Here is a 17,143-nt window from a genome sequence, read left to right as displayed (position 1 = left end):
CCCCGACGAGGAGGGCGGTGTTGACGAGCAGCTTCTTGAGGGGCGAGGGGCGGGTCGAGGCGGTGCGCGAGGTGGTCATGGTGGTGTCCTTCCGAGGGGTGGTGGTGGTGGATATCGGGAGCCGGGCCTAGGAGGCGTCGGCGGCCTTGAGGGAGGCGCGGAGCGAGACGCGGGAGCCGGTGCGGAGCGCGTTGTTGCGGTAGATGCGGACGACCAGGCGGAACAGCAGCGGCACCGTGATCGCGGCGACGACGGCGGCGATCACCATCTCGGGGGTGCCGACCGAGTCGAGGCCGAAGCGCATCGGCATCAGGTAGGAGGAGAAGAGGGGGACGAAGGAGAGCGCGTGCACCCAGGCCTCGTCGAGGTTCGCCGGCACCACGTAGAGCGCGATGATCAGCAGCGCCATCTGCACGACGGAGAGCGGCATGGCGGCGGTGCCCAGGTCCTCCTGCCTCGACACGGTCGAGGCGAGCAGGGTGCTGAGGAGCGCGAAGAGCACGTAGCCCTGCAGGAACCAGACGAGGAACCAGACCAGGCTCGGGCCGAGCTCGATCTCGAGGACCGACCACCCGCCGACCACGCTGAACCCGCCGACGACGGCGCCGCCGATCACGAGCAGCTGGGCCAGGGTCACCAGGCCGACGCCGATCATCTTCCCGGCGAGCAGCGGGGCGACGCCGATCTTCGTCAGCAGGATCTCGACGATCCGGGACGACTTCTCCTCGACCACCCCCGAGGCCAGACTCGACGAGGAGTAGACCATCGCGGCGAGCAGGGCGCTGATCATCGCGGTCGCGAACAGGATCCGGGTGTCGAGGACCACGGTCCCCGCCTCCCTCGTCGCGTCGACCAGGAACCAGCCGCCGATCCCGGCGCCGAGGCCGGCGATCGCGGCCAGCGCGAGGGTCGCGGTGAGGATCGTGCGGTTCCCGGTGCGGGTCAGGATCTCGCGGCGGACGATCGTCGCGGCTCCCCGGGCCGGCGTCGGAGGAGCGGAGCTCTCGGCGGTCCGGGCGTGGGCGGCGCGGGGGTGCGTGGTGGTCATCGTCCTGCTCCTTGGATCTCGAGGCGGCGCTCGGCCGCAGGGGTGGAGGCGGCGGTGAGCCGCTCGGACAGCAGCTCGGTCAGCGAGCGCTGCGCGGTGCGGATGCTCCGGAGGCCGCCGTGGCGGGTGAGGGTCGCGAGCACCTGCTCGGGGACGTCCCGGCCGCTGCCCTCGATCGAGACGAGCAGCGACTCCGGCTCACCGGGGACCGGCTCGGCCGACAGTCCCGGTGTGACGCCGAGCTCGGCGACGAGCAGGTCGTCCAGGGGGCGGGAGAACTGCAGCTGCCAGCGGCTGCGGCCGTCGTCCTGCAGCTCGGCCACCGCGCCGCTCGCGGTCACGCGGCCGGAGTCGAGCACGCAGACGGTGTCACAGAGGCGCTCGACCAGGTCGAGCTGGTGGGAGGAGAAGAGCACGCCGACGCCGCGGGCGGACTGCTGCCGGATCAGGCCGGCCATCGTCTCCACGGCGACCGGGTCGAGCCCCGAGAAGGGCTCGTCCAGCACCAGGAGCGACGGATCGCCCACCAGGGATACGGCCAGCTGCACGCGCTGCTGGTTGCCGAGCGAGAGGTCCTGCACCAGGGTGTCGGCCCGCTCGGCCAGGCCCAGCGCGTCGATCACCTCCTCGGCGGTCTCACGGGCTCCCCGGGCGTCGTGCCCCTCGAGCAGAGCGAAGTGGATCACCTGCTCGCGGACCCGCATCTGCGGGTAGAGGCCGCGCTCCTCCGGCATGTAGCCGATCGAGCGGCGGTCCTCGGCGGTGATCGGCGCGCCGTCCCAGGTGATGGTCCCCGTGTCGGGGGTGAGCAGGCCCAGGATCAGCCGCATCGTCGTGGTCTTGCCGGCGCCGTTGCCGCCGATGAAGCCGACGATCTCGCCGCGGCCCACGGACAGGTCCACGTCGTGCAGGACCCGGTGGCCGCCGAATGCACGGCTCACGCCGCTGAGCTGAAGCCCTCGCATGTCATCTCCTCGAAGTCGTTTCTCTTGACTCCTCAGACGCTACGGACGCTCTCGCGACGGGCTCCTGTACTTCGGTACAGCGCCGAGGTGGCCGAAAGTGCAGGTCCCGGATCACCGGACGTGCAGGTCCCGAGGCGGCCGCGCGTGCAGGTCCGGGGGCGGCCCGGGTGCGGGCCGCCGGCGTCCCGAGCACGACGGACGCCCCCGTGCTCGTCCGGTCGGCGACCGGAGCGCACAGGGGCGTCCGTGGAGGAGGAGGAGCGGGGGTCAGGCCGTCGCGCAGCTCCCGTCGACCTCGCCGATGACGCCGTCCGTCACCGACACGACCGCGCAGTTCGGGTAGCCCCGCTGCGGCCGGTGCGCGGGGTCGAGCGCGCGGAGGATGCTCCCCAGCACCGCTCCATGGGTCACGACCAGCACGTCCCCGTGCTCCGCCGCCGGCGCGAACCGCGCGATCGCGGCCTCCACGCGGGCGCGCACGGTGGCACCGCTGTCGGCCCGGCCGGAGGGGTCGTGGCGGTGGATCGCGTCGAGCACCGAGTCGAGCCCGGCGTCGGTCATCCGCGGCCAGTCGGCGGAGGAGGGCACGTAGGAGTAGCCGTGGTCGGCGAACACCGGCTCCCAGAGCGAGGCGTTCGGCTGCCCCTCGAAGGCGCCGAAGTGCCACTCGCGGAGCTCGACCATCGGCTCGGCCTCGAGCGACGGGTGCCCGGCGAGCGCCGCCGCCGCCGTGGTGCGGGTGCGGGTGAGGTCGCTCGTGAACGCCGCGACGAGCGGCACGTCGCGCATCCGCTCTCCGAGGGCCGCCGCCTGGCGCTCGCCGCGCTCGGTCAGCGGCGAGTCGCACCAGCCCTGCAGCTGGCCGGCGACGTTGAAGAGGGTCTCGGCGTGGCGGACGAGGTGGATCGTGCCGCTCACGGGCGCGCGCTCGCGGGCGTCGTCGGGCGGGCGGGGGTGGCGCGGTGCATGCGGTTCTCCGGGGTCAGCGCGCTACTCCGGAGCGGCGCGCGCGATGTGGAGGGCCAGGAAGGCGACCTCCTCGTTGGGCAGGGCGGCCTGGTACTCGGCCGCCACGAAGGAGCGGACCCGCTCGGCGGAGGCGATCGCGCGCGGGTAGCGGGCGCTGAGGCTGGTGAAGAGGAAGTCGTCCTCGCTCTCGAGCAGGCCGCCCGAGAAGAAGCGCTCGGCGAAGTACTGCAGGTGCGCCACGAAGCGGGCGGAGCGGAGGTCGTCGCGGTCGAGCGCGGCTCCGCTGGAGTGCTGGATGATCGCGGTCACCGAGCGGATGAGCTGCACGATCCGGAGCGAGTCGATCCCGACCTTGCCGAGCTCCGCGTTGGCGAGGTGGAACGCGACGTTCGCGGCCTCGTCGGCGGGCAGCTCCACGTCCAGCCGCTCGCGCATCCGCTCGACCGCCCGCTCCCCCACCGCGTACTGCACGGGGTAGACCGTCCGCATCTCCCAGGCCAGCCGGTTGGCGACCGAGAGCCCGCGCCGCTGCCGCTCCACCGCGAAGTGCAGGTGGTCGGTGAGCGCGAGGTACACGTGCGGGTCGAGCTTCAGCCCCTGCTCCTCCGCGTCGGCGACGACCGCGCGGGTGAGCTCGACGAACTCCGGCGGGATCTGCGCCAGGAGCTCGACGAGGTCGCGCTGATCCGAGTCGTCCAGCGCCACGAACACCTGGTCGACGCTCGAGGGCTCGATCGCCTCGCCGGCCTTCGCTCCGAAGCCGATCCCCCTGCCCAGGAGCACGCGCTCGACGCCGCGCTCGTCGACGACGAGGACGACGCTCGAGTTGAGCACCTTCTTGATGGTCTGCATGCGTGTCTCCGTCGACGGCCGCGTCAGGGCTGGGGTGGGGGTGGCGGGGCCTCTGCCCGGAGAGCCGGACGGCGCCTCCGGGCAGAGGAGGATCATCCCAGATCCGCGCCGTTGGAGGCGATGACCTTCTGGTACCAGAAGAACGAGTCCTTCCGGTAGCGCTCGGTGCTGCCGTGGCCGAGGTCGTCCATGTCGACGTAGACGAACCCGTAGCGCTTCGAGATCTGCGAGCTGGAGGCGCTGATCAGGTCGATCGGCGCCCAGCTCACGTAGCCGAGCAGCTCCACGCCCTCGTCCACCGCCTGGATCATCTGCTCGAAGTGCGCGCGGAAGTAGTCGATCCGGTACGGGTCGTGGACCCGGCCGTCCTCGGTCAGCTCGTCGCGCATCCCGAGCCCGTTCTCGACGATGAACAGCGGCTTGCCGTAGCGGTCGTAGAGGTCGATCAGCGAGATCCGCAGCCCGACGGGATCGATCTGCCAGCCCCACTCGCTCGACTCGAGGAACGGGTTCTTGACGCCGAGGACCGTGTTGCCGGGTGTGCGCTCGGCGTCGGGGCGGACGGACTCCGTCATCGACATGTAGTAGCTGAACGAGATGAAGTCGACCGGGTGCTCGCGCAGCAGCTCGACGTCGCCCGCCTCGAACGGGATCTCGACCCCGCGGCTCTCGAGCGCCCGCAGCGCCAGGCGCGGGTAGGCGCCGCCCGCCTGGACGTCGGTGCAGAGGTAGAGCATCCGCTCCTTCGCCTGCGTCGCCGCGACGTCGTCGGGGTGGCAGGTGTTGGGGTAGGTGGTCAGCATCGTGAGCATGCAGCCCATCCGCGACTCGGGCCACAGCTCCTTCAGCGTCCTCGTGACCGAGGCGGAGGCGACGAACTGGTGGTGCAGCGCCGTGTAGCAGGCCTGCTCCACGCTGCCCTCGACGGTCTCCTCGATGATCCCGCCCGAGGTGAACGGGTGGCGGATGATGCCGTCGATCTCGTTGAAGGTCAGCCACATGTCGACGAGGTGGCCGAAGCGCTCGAAGCAGGTGCGGGCGAAGCGCTCGAACAGCCCGATCGTGCGGCGGTCGACCCAGCCGTTGTGCTTCAGCGCGAGCGCGAGCGGCGGGTCGTAGTGCGAGAGCGTGACCAGCGGCTCGATCCCGAGGCGCCGCATCTCGGTGAAGAGGGCGAGGTAGTACGCGATGCCCTCCTCGAGCGGCTCCGCCTCCTCCCCCGTCGGGTAGAGGCGGGTCCAGGCGATCGAGACGCGGAGGGTGGTGAAGCCCATCTCGGCGAACAGCGCGAGGTCGCCGGGGTAGCGGTGGTAGAAGTCGATGCCGCGGCGCTTGGGGTAGTACTCGGTGTCGTCGTCGGACATCGCCGCCGTGATGCTCTCCACCGTGTTGCGGTGGTGGATCGCGTACTCCTTCGGGTCCGCCTTCGGCTTGTAGGAGGCGACGTCGCTGACCGCCGGGCCGCGCCCGCCCTCGCGCCACGCGCCCTCGACCTGGTTGGCGGCGAGGGCGCCGCCCCATCGGAATCCGTCAGGAAGCGCCATCGGCGAGCTCCTTCTCTCTCTGCGTCACGGTCATGATCCGGTCGCCGGCGGTGATCCGCTCGGCGGCCTCGACGAGCACGGTGTACTCGGCGGAGTTGGTCACGAGCACCGGGGTCGTGGTGTCGTAGCCGGCCGCGGTGATCGCGGCCAGGTCGGCGGTGAGGAGCAGCTGCCCGACCTCGACCCGGTCGCCGACCGCGACGTGCGCCTCGAACGGCGCGCCGTCCAGCTGCACCGTGTCGATGCCGACGTGGATGAGCACCTCGACGCCGTCCGCGCGGCGCAGCCCCACGGCGTGGCGGGAGGAGAGCAGCGCGATGACCTCGCCCGCGAACGGCGCCCGGACGGCTCCGTCGGTGGGGCGGATCGCCAGCCCCTCGCCGAGCACGCCGGCCGAGAACACGGGGTCCGGCACCTCCGAGAGGGGGATGACGGAGCCGGTGAGCGGCGCCTGCAGCGCGAGCGGGCTCCCGGCGGCGGCCGCCACGTCGCCGAGCGCCTGGACGCTGGCGGAGGCGTCGTCGCGCCAGATGACGAAGGAGACGACGAACGAGACGGCGACCGAGATCAGCAGGCCGATCACGGCGTTGAGCAGGTTCCAGGGGTTCAGCCCGTCGATGAACATCGAGATGCTCGCGACGCCGGGGCTGACCAGCGCGAACGCGGCGACCTGCGTGGCGCCGATGTAGGCGCCTCCGACGACGCTGCCCGTGATGACGGAGACCAGGGCGCGCTTGTTCTGCAGCGTGACGCCGTAGAGCGCCGGCTCGGTGATCCCGAAGAGGGCCGAGAGGCCGCCCGAGAAGGCGGTGGCGCGGAGGGTCGCGCTCTTGGTGCGCAGGGCGATCGCGAGGCTGGAGCCCGCCTCCGCCGCGTTGTGGGCGAGCGAGGAGGCGAGGTAGAACGTGTCCTTGCCCGCGCTGGCCATCGTCGCGATGGTCGGCGGGATGAACGCCTTGTGCATGCCGACCGAGATGATCAGCGGGAGCACGCCGGCCAGCAGCGCGACGGCCACCCAGCCGAGCGCCCCGTAGAGGCCGATCATCGCGCCGGTGAGCATCGAGCCGAGCCAGTAGCCGAGAGGGCCGAGCAGGAAGATCGTGGCCGGAGCGACGATCACGAGGCACATCAGCGGCACGTAGAACGTGCGGATCGGGCCCCACGAGTGCTTCGTGAAGAAGCGCTCGACGACCGAGAGCAGCAGCACGGCCAGGATCGCCGGGAACACCTGCGCGTTGTAGGCGATGACCGGCACCGGGACGCCGAAGAGCGCGACGCCGCCCTCCTGGTTGAGCAGCGTCGTGAACGCCGGGAAGACCAGGACGCCGACGAGCCCGAGCGCGAGCGGCCGGTTCACGTCGAGCTTCTTCGCGCTCGTGTAGGCGACGAGCAGCGGCAGGAAGCCGAACACCGCGTCCGGGATGGCGGACAGCAGCTTGAAGTTGTCGGAGGCCGGGTCGAGCCAGCCCAGCGCCGAGGCGAGGACGAGGAACGACTTGAAGATGCCGGCGCCCGCGATGGCCGGGATGATCGGCGTGAACACGCTGACCACGAAGTCCATGATCGTCGCGCCGAGGCGCTTGAGGGACCGCGGCTGCTTCGCCTGCGCCGTCGACGTGGTGGTGCCGCCGCGCAGCTTCTCGACCGCCGCGTACATCTCGCTGACGCCGCTGCCGACGATGACCTGCGTCTGCGGGCCGGTGACGACGCCGATCACGCCGGGCACCGCCTTCAGCGCCTCGACGTCGGCCTTCGCGTCGTCCGCCAGCGCGAACCGCAGACGGGTCGAGCAGTGCTGCAGCTTCGCCACGTTGGCGGCGCCGCCGACGTGCTCGAGGATCGCCTTCGCGTTCTCCTGGGTACTCATCGGTACTCCTCCGGGTGTGTGGGGACGCGCGCTTCCCTGCGCTGTGCTGCCCGGCCGTCCGTCGCCGTCCCCGCCCCCTCCGGCACCGTCATCGGTGCTCCGGCGGAGCGTCAGGAGGCGTCCGGGCACAAAAAAAGGACCCGACGACGCTCATTACGCGTTTCGTCGGATCCTGCCTGCACGACCAGTCACATGTCCGAGAGGGACGCTAACACGAGGGTGGGCGGGGCGTCAAAGACGGGGCGGACCACAACGGCTGCCCTCGGTGCGAGCCTGTTCTGCCCGCGCCAGCGCGTTTCGCGTCCTCCCCCGCGCGCTCTGGCGGCCTCGTCGCGCCGATCTGCAGCCGACGCGAGCCGGCGTCGATAAGGGCTCGTACTATCGGAGGGTGACCCAGGCTGAAGCGCAGAAGTACACCGTTGTCGAGATCTGCGCGGGCGCCGGAGGGCAGTCGCTCGGTCTGCACAAGGCAGGATTTGACCACTCGCTGGCCGTCGAGATTGATCCCACCGCGGCGGACACGCTGGCGTCGAACCTCGGTGCTCAGGTGGCGGTCGGCGACGTTGCGAACCTGGACGTCTGGGACCCCAAGGACTACGCCGGAGCAACGCTGTTCGCGGGAGGAGTGCCCTGCCCGCCCTTCTCGATCGCGGGGAAGCAGCTCGGAACGTCCGATGAGCGAGACCTGTTCGCCTGGGCCATCGAGCAGGTCGGCGTGATTCAGCCGCGCGCCGTGATGCTCGAGAACGTCCGAGGGCTCTCCGCTCCTCGTTTTGCCGCGTACCGGCAGCGCGTGCTCGATCGACTCGACGATTACGGCTACGTCGGCGAGTGGAAGCTCCTGAGCGCTTCGGACTTCGGCGTCCCTCAGCTGCGACCGCGTTTCGTCCTCGTCGCAATGCGTCCGGAGGACCAGGCGTACTTCCGGTTCCCCGAAGGCGGAACGGCGGCGCGAGTGACTGTCGGCGACGCTCTGCACGACCTCATGAGCTCGCGCGGCTGGACCGGCGCTGATGAGTGGAAGGACCTGGCAACCGACATCGGCCCAACCCTCGTCGGAGGAAGCAAGAAGCACGGAGGCGCCGACCTCGGCCCTACCCGCGCCAAGCTCGGATGGGCAAAGCTCCACGTCGACGGACGCGGCATCGCAAACGAAGCTCCTGCCCCGGACGCGCCGTCCGCGCTCGAGGTGCACCCACGCCTGACCGTCGACATGGCCGCACGGGTGCAGGGGTGGCAGCGGGAAGACAACTACATCTTCAGCGGACGGAAGACCTCGCAGTACCGGCAGATCGGCAATGCCTTCCCACCGCCGGTCGCCGAAGCCGTCGGCCGACAGATCGCGGCCGCCCTCCAGCATGAGGGCGCACGTCGTGAAGACCTCGGTATCGCCGTTGATCTGCACGACCCGGTGTACCGCGCTCTCGCGAACGCGTCGGAAGCCCTCTCGCTCACCGAACTTCTTCGAGCGCACAACGAGGGAAGCATCGCCTCGGTCGAGCGGAAGATCACCGCGCTCTCGCACGACTTCGATCTCGACGTCACTGTCGACGAGACCGGAGAGACCCGCTACAAGCTCGGCACGTTCAAGGGCTTCACCGGACAGCACGACCACACCCGCCACGAGTTCGTCGCGCAGAAGCGCAACCGGGTCAGCTGAGCATGGCTGACGAGCTGTCCCTCGACTGGTCGATCGATCCGGTCGCTGACGAGACAGACGAGGCCTTGGTCGAGGTGTTCCGCGCCTTTCAGCGAGCGGACCCGGACGGTTCACGCACCGGCAAGATGATGCGTCGCACCCTCGACCAGCTGTACGACGGCCAGCGGACCGGCCGGTACTCGTGGGCGCAGCTGCACAAGACCGAGCGCACGCACTTCGGCACTCTCTTCGAGATCAACCTCCGCCGAGAGTTCGATGACGTCATCGACGAGGGCATCACCCTCGACTACCGGGTGGCCGGCCACGACGTTGACTGCAAGTTCTCGCAGACCATGTTCCAATGGATGATTCCGCCGGAGGCGATCGGGCACCTGCTGTTCGTCGGACACGTCAACGACGTCACGAGCGAGTTCGCCGTCGGGATCGTTCGAGCATCCGCCGAGCATCTCCGCCCAGGTGCGAACCGAGATGCGAAGGTCGGCTTGAACCGAGAAGGCCGCTTAGCGGTCCGATGGCTCCACCGCCCCGGCGATCTGCCGCCAAACGTTCTCCTCCACGCCGATCCTGCCGACATCGCCGCCATCTTCGCGAACCAGAAGTCGGGGCAAGCTCGCGTAAATGAGCTCTTCCGACGCGTCGTCCGGCAGCGCATCGGCCGCAACGCGGTTGCAACCGTCGCCCAGCAGGACGACTTTATGAAGCGCGTGCGAGAGAACGGTGGCGCCCGGAGCAGCCTTCGACCCGAGGGTTTCATCATCCTTGGCGGCGACTCTGCCCACCACCGCTTCGTCGCGTCATCTCTGGGTGTAGTGGCTCCCGAACCGGGTGAGCTGGTTAGCGTTCGCGTTACGCCGGCTACAGACGACGACCCTGACACCGTCAGGCTTGACGGCGGTACGTGGCGAGCTGCAGCGAGCGGCGAGGAGCCGGATACCGCGGCGCCTCTCATTCGCCGACGGTGACGTCGCCACCTCCGAATCTCAGAACGGACCCTTGCTGAGTTCCCGCACGCAAAGCCAACTCTGACATCTATGCTCAACATCAGAACCGTGGTCACTCGCTGGGCCCGGTCACCTGGTAGACGCTGCAGATTGAGCTACGCCGATACGTCTCGGCCACCCGAATGGTGCCTGGCCACCGCCTCTCCACCAACACGCCACCCTACGGCTAGGTAGTTTTGCCATCTTCACGGGAAGGACCGTCGAGCTCGGGTCCTCGCGTCGCACTCCGCCCATTTGCGGGGCCGAGCGCGTTCAACGGTCGGACTCGTTCCTATCTCGCGTAAAACTACTTTAACGACAAACGCTCAGCTACTTGTGGTCACACGGCTTGTGCAGTGAGCACTTGGCAAGGCAAAGCGAGCTAGCAATTGGACAGATTCTTCGCGCGGACGCGTCTAACTCCCTGTAGCGTGTGCAGTGTGCACCGCAAACCTAGGAGGATGAACAGAGCAACCGCTGCCGCCGGAACATCTTATCGCGCCCTTTGCCACACGACGATCGCGTTCTTGCCAGTCGGGCTCGTCCCGAATCCACTTCGCGGCTCAAAGGACTTCTGATGAAAAATAATGCAAACCATCGATCGGAGTCAGGCACAAGCTTTTGTGACGCACTTTTATACAGCGGTAGAACCACTCCGGCCTTCAAGCGAACATGGATTCTACCAGGAGAAGCTCTTGCGCGACCGGCGCTAAAGCCCGAAATCTGTGGTTTCTCATAGATGGGATCTAGATATGGGAACCAGCGATCTTAAGACTGGCAAGATTATAATCCCGCAGCAACAGTTCGACCAAACCATCATAACCGCTCGAAGGACCATCAATGACTGAGTTCGGCCTACCCCCGAAAAGCAACGAGATTGCAGCCGTAATTAGCCAGCGTCTCAAGCAGGCAATGAATGAAGAAGGCGGAAAGATTACCATCGACTGGCGCGGAGAATCGCGTCATCTATACATCATTTCCATGCCGGTCGAAATGTTGTATTTCAACCCGGACACTCACCGAATTCGCGCTCAACGCACACTCGACCCCGAACGAAGTAAAGCGCTCGACGAAGATCCTTGGGGTAACGCCGCACAAACATACCTCCACGATCTACTCAAGCAACGACCCTCAAACCCGGACCAGATCGATCCTGACTACACAGCGCTACTGAACGAACTCGACGACGACGGCCAGCGCGAGCCTGGCATAGTGAGCCCGAATGGCATCCTTGTCGATGGCAATACACGCGCAGCCGCCCTCCGAGACCTAGGCGCGCAAATCATCAAAGTGGGTGTTCTACCGGATGACACTTCCCGCCATGACATCAACGCTGTTGAACTCTCCCTCCAATTGCGTAGGGACAGGCGGCGGGACTACTCATATATCAACAGACTCATCGCTATAGATGAAGAGCTTGGCCGGGGAAGAACCGAAATAGACGTTGCCCGCGACTTCAACATCAAACTCGCGACTCTTCAGCGCGATCGCTGGGTATATCGTCAGATACTTGATGCGATCGACCGTAGTCAATCCTCAACCGGCGCGTCGTTGCGCCTTGTCGATTTTGAGCAGCACCAAGAAAAGCTGCGAGAACTACATCGAGACTACGCCAAGCTTAAGCACGCGGATCCCGACGCCGCGAAAAGACTCATGCAGTCACGATTGGCTATGGTCTTACTTGACTACCCAAAAACTTCACTTCGTCTCGCTGAGTCTGACTTTCATCAGCGATATCTGGAAGAGCGTCTTCCGGATTCCCTGAAGTCATCGATCGCGCCCTCGCAGCGCGTCACTGTCCCAGGAATTCCCGGCGCATCGTTACCAAGTGCCGACAACGAGACGAAGGCTGTTGAAGCGCTTACCGGCAAGCTCCTCCGCGCGAAAGCCATAACGAGCGACACCGCGAACTCCACTGCGGAAGAAATCGTAGCTGCATCATCAATTATGAAGCAGGCGCGTCAGACCTTTGACGTTGCCGTGAAGCTCGCCGGACAGAATGCCGAGCTAGTCAAGCGCAAGATTGCCGTCCCAGAACGACTTACCGATGCCGCAGATTATGTGACTCAATGCGCAAGCGAATTTGCGGAGGCGAGGAGCAAGCGTGCTCTCGACGACGAGGCTTTTGATGACGCACTTATAGTCTTGCGAGACAGTCTTCAGAATCTGGCGAAACAAGCTGGGCGGGCGTACTCCGCGCCGAGTGAGGGCGTCGCATGGCTGCTAGAAGCAGTTCGGGGACGCTAATGACGCCTCCGGAGGCTACCCTTCACATTGGATTCGCTCAGGAGGTGACTCGCGCGCAGCTGAGTGCCCGACCTGGGCTAGAGAACGACCTTCGTCGGCTGGCGGTGGGCTTTGAATCGAGTACCCAGCGCTCCCCCGTCAGCATCGAGATTGACCTCGATGACCTCCTCACAAACCTCGAGCATCTTGGGCGGTGGTCACACCAAAAGGAGGGCGAAGTAGTCTGGGAAGAATCGCTACAGACTTTAGTGGTCGACTCCTTGCACGATGCACGAATTGTCTCAGATCGGCTCAGTACACGAGAGAGCGCAGAAGAGGTCAGCGAAGAGACGCTGATGTCGCAACTAGGTACTGACTGGGTTGGCGATCTTACGACTTTTCAGCGACGGGACGTCGCAAAGCTTCTCTCTTTGCGACATGGAGCAAACTTTTCAGTGCCGGGCGCAGGAAAGACACGGGTTGCATTCGCCGTCTTTCAAGCTCTACGCCTAAAGGACGGAATCGAGCGTCTCCTCGTTGTCGGACCCAAATCGAGCTACTCAGCCTGGCAAGCAGAAAATAAGGTGTGTCTGCAGCCACCACTTGCAGTGCAAGAGGCTCCGACCCCAATAGCGAGCGCGTCAGACGTTGTTCTAGTGAACTACGAACGCTTGCCGAACATGGTTGGATCCCTGAGTCGTTGGCTCACAGAGCGCCCGTCCATGATGATCCTGGACGAGGCGCATCGGATGAAACTAGGAGCAAATGGCGCTTACGGGGCGGCATGTCTCGCGCTCGGACCGCGTACTCGACGTAGACTTATCCTGACGGGAACTCCGGCCCCGAACGGCACGAAAGACCTCGAGAATCTCTTCGCATTCGTGTGGCCTGGAACTGGGCGCCAAAGTGTTATCAGCGCGGTCAACGGCGGCGATCTTGGTCAAGCAAGCCGCACACTTCAGCCGCTGTTCACACGGACCACGAAGGCAGAGCTCGCTTTACCGCCTGTCGAAACGACACTCAGATCGCTCCCCCTTCCACCCTTGCATGCCGAAATTTATGAGGCGCTGGTTGGGCGGTTCTCCGCTCGGGCCGCGGGACAGGAAGGTGACTTTCAATCTCTCGGGCGCATCATGATCTATCTCCTTATGGCCGCAACGAGCCCCGCTCTTCTCACAGTAGGGACAACACGGAATGAGCCCCTTGCTTACCAGGTTCCGCCGCTCGCTATTCCGCGACGGTCGTCTCTCTTTGAACTGATGCGAGATCTCCCGTCCTATGAGATGTCGCCGAAATATCAGGAAGTTCTGGCAATTGTTCGAGACAATGCTGCGAAAGGACGAAAGACGCTAGTTTGGTCGACGTTCGTTCGAAGTTTAAATACCTTAAGAGGTTTACTCTCGCAATTCGGACCGGTAGTCATTCACGGTGGCACGCCAGATAGGCAAGAACATATCCGGCGCTTTCGCGAAGATAGCGATTCATTTGTACTTCTATCCAATCCTGCGACGCTAGGCGAAGGTTTGAGCCTGCATCACGAATGCCATGACGCCGTTTATGTCGATCGAGACTTCGCAGCAGGACGATTTCTGCAAAGTCTTGACCGGATTCATCGGCTCGGGCTAAGTCCGGACGTGACGACACGTATAACCGTACTCGCTTCGGAGGGCACTATCGACGACGTGGTCGCCGCGCGGCTGTCCACCAAATTAGCGTTTATGGGCGGAATTCTGAATGATCCTGCGGTCCAGCGACTCGCCGACTTGGATGACGAGCCCTCTGTCGGCGGTGGTCTCGATGCTGTCGACCTCCGCGCTCTGATTGGTCATCTGAATGTCACTTCCGCCTGAACCAATTCTGCGCGCGGCGAAGCGCTGGGTCGACATCGTCGCTCCAAGCGGTGGCATCTCCCGAGCTAGGGCCATCTTGACTAATCACCTCGCGTATAGCGATCTATCGCCTGGACAATATTCGACTGCATTGAATTGGCTGAATGACGCAAAAGTTTTTGAGGCGGCTGAACCAGGCATACCGTCGGCGAATCTGATTTTAGATGCCATTCTTGAAGTGGACGACCCCCTCTGGTTTCGCGACTTCGATATCCTCGTGCGTTCGCCCGACGAACTTCCGACAGACTTTTCGTCAGCCGGAGGAGCGCTTGGCCTGAGCGAGCTCGAGGTTTATCAGCAAGTTCAGCGCAAGTGGGGCAAAGTAGATGCAGCCGCCCGTGCACAGATTGGTGCCGCGGGAGAGGAAGCGCTTGTTGCTCTGCTGAAAGATGCTCCAGGTTGTAGCGTCGACCACGTTTCTACCTGGTCCGATGGATTTGGCTACGACATTGCGTTTTCGCGAGACAAGACCACTGCCCATTTAGAGGTGAAAACTACAACTCGAACAGGGCGTTTCGTCGCTTATCTTTCCCGACACGAGAGCGACGTGATGCGATACGATGAGCATTGGTACCTCATTCTTGTTCGAATGACTGACCAACTAGCCCTGACGGGGGTGGGATGGGTGGCTCGCGAGTGGATTGCAGCGAACCTTCCACAGGACGGAACTCGCTACGGCACTTGGGCATCCTGTAAGCTTGATGTCCCACCAGAGGCAATCAAAGACGGGTTTCCTGTTCTAGGCGACGATATCTGTCTAAAAGCACCCCCCTGGGACTACTCGCGTTAGTCGAGGAGCGTGCCGTAGCTAGTCGCTTTGTAGCCCGGATCTAAACCAATTTTCGACCTTTGATGGAAGGAATCGTGAAACCACCCCGTTGGAATGACCCTTCACTCTCGGCGGGCACTATGGTGCGCGGTGCGCTCTGGCTTCTACAAGAAGTTCACGAGGGGCAGACATTCACGAAGAATCAGCTCCGAGAGGCCTTTCCCGGCGTGTCCCAAGTGGACCGGCGAGTTCGAGATCTTCGAAGTTATGGATGGATCATTCATTCGAGCACTGAGGACGCCTCGCTCACGACCGAGGACCAGCGTTTCGTGAAAGAGGGCGTTGCCGTCTGGGACGCAGAAGAACGCCGACGATCGTTAGCGGTAAAGTCACTGCCAAGCAAAGAACGACAAGCAGTTCTTGCCCGCGATGGCTTCATGTGCACCCTGTGCGGCATCGCAGGAGCCGAGTCATACCCCGACGACTCCTTGATGACTGCCGTTCTCGCCGTTTCTCGACGCATTCTCGTCATGCCAGACAGGTCATCGGTAGAGGTTCTAGTGACGGAATGCGCCCGCTGTCGGGCCGGCCGAGTCGGTGACGCAATCGAAGTTCAGCACCTTGTGACCGCGGCAAGCGAGCTCACGCCTGGCGACTATAGGCGGTTGCGCAGATGGATTGAGCGAGGCAGGCGTGGACAGACCGATCTCGATCGCGCCTGGGCCTCCTACCTGAGAATTCCTGCGGATCGTCGTTCAGAAATCGGACAGTACCTACAAGAATAGGTACGGCGTTCGTCCGTGAACGTTCGACGACCTTGGTGCGTTGTGGCGGGCCATTGACCGAGGATCGTCGATGATCGCAGCAGAGCTTCCGCTTGCCTATACATTGCATGGGTTTCGCTAAATCGTCGACCGGGCAGTCCGCTCGAGCAGGTAATCGGATCTCTTTTACTGTTTAGGGCACGGCCCGGTTTCGTAGAGCTGGGACCTGGTGCGGATATCTTGGTGGACAGGTTCCGGCGAAAGCTGCTCCCGTCGCGGGTCACCGGGCAGCGACGATCACGATCCCTGTCGCTATCAGGAAGGCGACGACGGTGGTCACCGCGCCGACCACGGGTATCCACAAGATGTGGTGGGATCTGTCGGGCCGGGCGAGACCGATGATCGTTGCGAGGACGGAGAGGCCTAAAGCGGCGGGGACGATCCATGTCGTCTGCTCCAGAACTGAGGTGCCGCCCCGGCGTTCGTGGACTCGTGACGCATCGAAGTTTAGGTTCTCGATGAGGACGAGGACGAAGAGGATCGCGCCGAGCACGAGCAGGAAGACGAGCAGCACGATCGCGGTGACGCGGTCCTCGCCGGCCGATAGGCGGCGGGTGGGACGCCTACGGGTAGCCAATCGGTCGAACGGGTCCGAGTCGTTCCAGTGCGTGTCCGAGTCGAAGGCCATAGTGCCGCTCTGGCTAGCCGAGGGCGCACGGGCACCGCGGGCTGCACTGCCCGATGAAAGTCAGCACCCCGCCAGCACCGCCTCCGACGCCGCCCGGTCCCGGGCGTCGGTCCCGAGCCCGTACTCGCCCAGCACCGCCACGAACTGCTCCACGTACCCGCAGCGCAGCTCTGCGACCGGCGGCAGCCACTCCCCCGGACCGGCGTCGCTCTTCGCGCGGTTGGTCCGCTCGGAGGCGGCGACGAGGTTCGCGGGGTCGTTCGCGAAGGCGAGGCGCTGGTCGTCCGTCCACGACCAGGCGCCGTGGTGCCAGGCCCAGCCCAGGGCGACGACGTGGTCGATCTGCACCAGGCGGGAGGTGTCGGTCCCGGAGACGAAGGCGACCGTGGCGCCGTCGTAGGGGTCGATCAGGGTGCCGGTGAGGACCTTGCAGTCGCGGGTGCCGGGCTTGAACACGGGGCCGAGCAGGTCACGGCCGAGGACGTCGTTGCGGGTGTCGCAGCCGTTGCGGTCGACGTCCGACCACGCCTGACCGAAGAGGTCGCGGTCGTAGGGGACGGCGGCGGGTCCCTCGACAGCGGGGAGGGTGGCCAGCATCGCGAGGGACGGAGCGGTCGGCTCCATGCTCGGAGCGGACTGCTCGGCGGAAGCGGGGCTGGTCGGCGAGGGTGCAGCGGGACTGCTCGACCCGGCAGGCGCACCGGCGGACGAGGGAACCGACTCCGGCCCCGTTCCTCCCGCCGTCTCCGACAGCACGACGGCTGCGACGGCGAGCGCCGAGGCCCCCAGCAGAGCGAGGATCGCGCCGGCCCACCGACGAGGGCGCCGGCGGATGGGGACGGCCGACCAGTGGCGCACGATCGACCCCTCCTGCAACGAGACCCGCGATGCCGTCGAGGTGACGCGCCTCCTCAGTATGCGC

Annotated in this window: 13 protein-coding genes; 5 read left to right on the top strand and 8 right to left on the bottom strand. The window is 65.3% G+C overall.

What is annotated here, in order from left to right; translation table 11 throughout:
• Positions 1-127 precede the first annotated feature (127 nt).
• From C5C37_RS02785 to C5C37_RS02760, 6 genes are all read right to left on the bottom strand, one after another.
• Entirely contained in the window at positions 128-1,048 is a 921-nt protein-coding gene (locus C5C37_RS02785; RefSeq protein WP_104225970.1) for an ABC transporter permease, read from the bottom strand.
• A complete protein-coding gene (locus C5C37_RS02780; protein WP_258059757.1) occupies positions 1,045-1,989 on the bottom strand; it encodes an ABC transporter ATP-binding protein in 945 nt (314 codons plus the stop codon). Before C5C37_RS02780 ends, C5C37_RS02785 begins: the two co-directional genes overlap by 4 nt.
• A gap of 291 nt (positions 1,990-2,280) precedes the next feature.
• Positions 2,281-2,931 carry a histidine phosphatase family protein gene (locus C5C37_RS02775; RefSeq protein WP_104307927.1) on the bottom strand — a complete coding sequence of 217 codons (651 nt, stop codon included), beginning with the start codon at positions 2,929-2,931 and terminating at the stop codon, positions 2,281-2,283.
• A gap of 72 nt (positions 2,932-3,003) precedes the next feature.
• Entirely contained in the window at positions 3,004-3,834 is an 831-nt protein-coding gene (locus C5C37_RS02770) for a PRD domain-containing protein (protein WP_104338427.1), read from the bottom strand.
• A gap of 92 nt (positions 3,835-3,926) precedes the next feature.
• A complete protein-coding gene (locus C5C37_RS02765) occupies positions 3,927-5,378 on the bottom strand; it encodes a glycoside hydrolase family 1 protein (RefSeq protein ID WP_104256263.1) in 1,452 nt (483 codons plus the stop codon).
• Complete coding sequence (locus tag C5C37_RS02760) at positions 5,365-7,245, bottom strand: beta-glucoside-specific PTS transporter subunit IIABC (protein WP_104338426.1); 1,881 nt, start codon at positions 7,243-7,245, stop codon at positions 5,365-5,367. Before C5C37_RS02760 ends, C5C37_RS02765 begins: the two co-directional genes overlap by 14 nt.
• A 388-nt stretch (positions 7,246-7,633) precedes the next feature.
• Here C5C37_RS02760 and C5C37_RS02755 point away from each other — a divergent pair, with 388 nt between their 5' ends.
• The 5 genes from C5C37_RS02755 to C5C37_RS02735 all read left to right on the top strand — a co-directional run bounded on the left by C5C37_RS02755 (position 7,634) and on the right by C5C37_RS02735 (position 14,790).
• A complete protein-coding gene (locus C5C37_RS02755; protein ID WP_104338425.1) occupies positions 7,634-8,905 on the top strand; it encodes a DNA cytosine methyltransferase in 1,272 nt (423 codons plus the stop codon).
• 2 nt (positions 8,906-8,907) lie between these two features.
• Positions 8,908-9,867, top strand: a complete 960-nt coding sequence (locus tag C5C37_RS02750; RefSeq protein ID WP_104338424.1) for a NaeI family type II restriction endonuclease — start codon at positions 8,908-8,910, stop codon at positions 9,865-9,867.
• 858 nt (positions 9,868-10,725) lie between these two features.
• Complete coding sequence (locus tag C5C37_RS02745) at positions 10,726-12,132, top strand: hypothetical protein (protein ID WP_104338423.1); 1,407 nt, start codon at positions 10,726-10,728, stop codon at positions 12,130-12,132.
• Complete coding sequence (locus C5C37_RS02740; RefSeq protein ID WP_308471048.1) at positions 12,102-13,961, top strand: DEAD/DEAH box helicase; 1,860 nt, start codon at positions 12,102-12,104, stop codon at positions 13,959-13,961. Before C5C37_RS02745 ends, C5C37_RS02740 begins: the two co-directional genes overlap by 31 nt.
• Positions 13,962-14,037: 76 nt before the next feature.
• A complete protein-coding gene (locus tag C5C37_RS02735) occupies positions 14,038-14,790 on the top strand; it encodes a DUF3883 domain-containing protein (RefSeq protein WP_181127360.1) in 753 nt (250 codons plus the stop codon).
• A 1,023-nt stretch (positions 14,791-15,813) separates the two neighbouring features.
• Here the strand turns inward: C5C37_RS02735 and C5C37_RS02725 are convergent.
• Entirely contained in the window at positions 15,814-16,107 is a 294-nt protein-coding gene (locus tag C5C37_RS02725; RefSeq protein WP_181127359.1) for a hypothetical protein, read from the bottom strand.
• A 174-nt stretch (positions 16,108-16,281) separates the two neighbouring features.
• Positions 16,282-16,845: an HNH endonuclease family protein gene (locus C5C37_RS02720; protein WP_104338418.1), complete on the bottom strand. Its 564-nt coding sequence runs from the start codon at positions 16,843-16,845 to the stop codon at positions 16,282-16,284.
• Positions 16,846-17,143: the final 298 nt, after the last annotated feature.

Origin of the sequence: Rathayibacter sp. AY1F9 (assembly GCF_002932155.1) — a bacterium.
GTDB lineage: Bacteria > Actinomycetota > Actinomycetes > Actinomycetales > Microbacteriaceae > Rathayibacter.
This window is presented reverse-complemented; position numbering and strand designations above follow the sequence as displayed.